The organism is Hymenobacter agri, from assembly GCF_054778495.1.
In genome coordinates this window covers 1-1940 of the sequence record NZ_BAAGZM010000718.1, presented here as the reverse complement: position 1 = coordinate 1940, position 1940 = coordinate 1, and the positions used below count along the sequence as shown (strand labels likewise).

The 1940-nt window shown below is 60.5% G+C and carries 1 protein-coding gene; it reads right to left on the bottom strand.

Annotated features, from left to right (window positions below):
* Positions 1 to 271 precede the first annotated feature (271 nt).
* The gene (locus ACYVDE_RS21365; RefSeq protein WP_460503560.1) at positions 272 to 1444 is read right to left on the bottom strand and encodes a zinc dependent phospholipase C family protein; all 1173 of its coding nucleotides are present in this window, start codon (positions 1442 to 1444) and stop codon (positions 272 to 274) included.
* Positions 1445 to 1940: the final 496 nt, after the last annotated feature.

The following is a 1940-nucleotide window of genomic DNA, read 5'->3' as shown; positions in this document are numbered from 1 at the left end:
CCGCGGGGGCTTGGGCGGGCGGCGTCTGGTTGCAGGCGGCCAGCAGGCTCAGGCCCAGCAGCAGCGGGCCGGTGGCGGCAGATAGTAGGCGCATAGTGGTGGGGGTAAGCCGAATGAACGGCAAATAATAATGAACAGCAAACGAAAGAACGTCATGCTGAGCGAAGCCGAAGCATCTCTACTGCAACACTAAATCAAATTAGTTGCGCAGTAGAGATGCTTCGGCTTCGCTCAGCATGACGTTCTGATTGGTTTGCCGGTTACGCGTCGGTTACTCGTCGGTTTTCTCCTTGGTTTTCTGGGTGCCAGCGCGGGTTTTGGTTTTCACCTTCACTTTGTCGAAGCCGGGGGCGTCCTCATCAGCGGCGGGAGCGGGCTTGTCGGGGGCATCGGCCGAGTTGTCGCCCATGTCGCGGGCCGACTTAATGGTTTCCGTCGTTTCCACTTTCTTCATTTTCTGCTGGGCCAGTAGCAGTTGGTCCTGCGCAATGGTGCCCTTCTTCCAGGCCGCAATTTCGGTGGCGAGCTTCTCACGCTCCTCCTTGCTGGGCTTGTTGGGGTGCATCAGGGCGTTGAGGTCGGGCTTGCCGGCATCTTGCCAGGCCGTGAGCCAGAACGACGATACCATGGCCGGGGCCGAGCGCAGGCGGTAGTCGACCATACCGCCCACGGCCTTGTCGTACTCGTCGGCGAAGGCGTCGGAGAAGCGGCGCGAGGTTTTGCCGTAGCGGTGCGAGAAGGTGTAGCGCACCTCGGGCTTCATGGTTTTCTCGATTTTGGTGGCCCGGTCAAAGGTTTCTCCCAGAAAGCCGTAGCTCTGGCCCAGTACCGTCCAGATGGCATCGAGCGGGTTTTTGATGTACTTGGCAGGCTCGCTGGCGAGGTTATAGGTACCGATGAACCGTTCGGGCAGCTGGCTTTCCCACAGCGAGTGCAGGCCCTTTTGGTCGGTTAGCTGGCCATCGTAGTTGATGGTGGTGTGCAGCGGCACGAAAGCATCGCCCACGTAGTGGCTCAGCTCCGCCGAGTAGCGGATGATGGCGGTTGTATCGCGGTTGCGGAAGGCTTCGGTCAGGCTGTCCTTCATCTCAATCACCACCCACGGCACGGTGCCGTACTTTTTCAGGGTGTCGGCCGTGAATTTCGACGTGGCCTGGTCGTACTGGCGCGGCATTTTGCCGAAGGGGTCTTCTTCGGAATAATGGTCCATGTCGATGAAGTGCTTGGGCGCTTCGGTGGGGTCGGTGTTGCGACGCTCGTCGGGGGCGGTGCTCAGGCGCACCAACTCGGTCATGTTGCGGTAGTAGAAAGCCTGCATCGAAGCCGGCAGGTCGTACACAGCAATCTGGGTGATAGTACGGTGGCCGAAGAAGCCCCAGCCGCTGGCCGTGCCGGCCGCCAGCACCAAGCCTGCCGACAGCAGCGTTAGCAACGTTTTTTTCATGGAATTAGGAGTTGTTTGAGCGGGGAAGGCCAGGGGCCCGGCCAAAGTTCGGCAACGGGCGGCATATTATTAGGTGTTGGGTATTTGGCCTTCCTTAAAACCCAATACCGGATACCCAACACCTCGTACCGAACACCGAATTGCACTTCGCTCACGCTGGTGGCCGAGGCCAGTAGGGCCGCCACCGGCCGCAGGTGCAGCTTTCGGCCAGTGCCAGGGTGAGCTGGCACTACAAAAACTACTGCAACAGGCCGTTGATAGCGAAGGGTTTGGTAGTGGAAGAGGACGCGTGTAGACTGTCGCCGCAGATGCCACGCTTCCCGACGGAAGTTGCGGACGAGCTTTGCTTAAGTCGGGGCTACTTTGCGCCGCCGCGCCCAGCGCCAAAGCGGCCAGGCGCCCACCACCAAGCCTACGGCCACCAGCGCGTGCGGCAGGTCGGCCACCACATTCAGGCCCAAAAAAGCCAGCGACAGCGCCACCAGCAGGCCCGTGC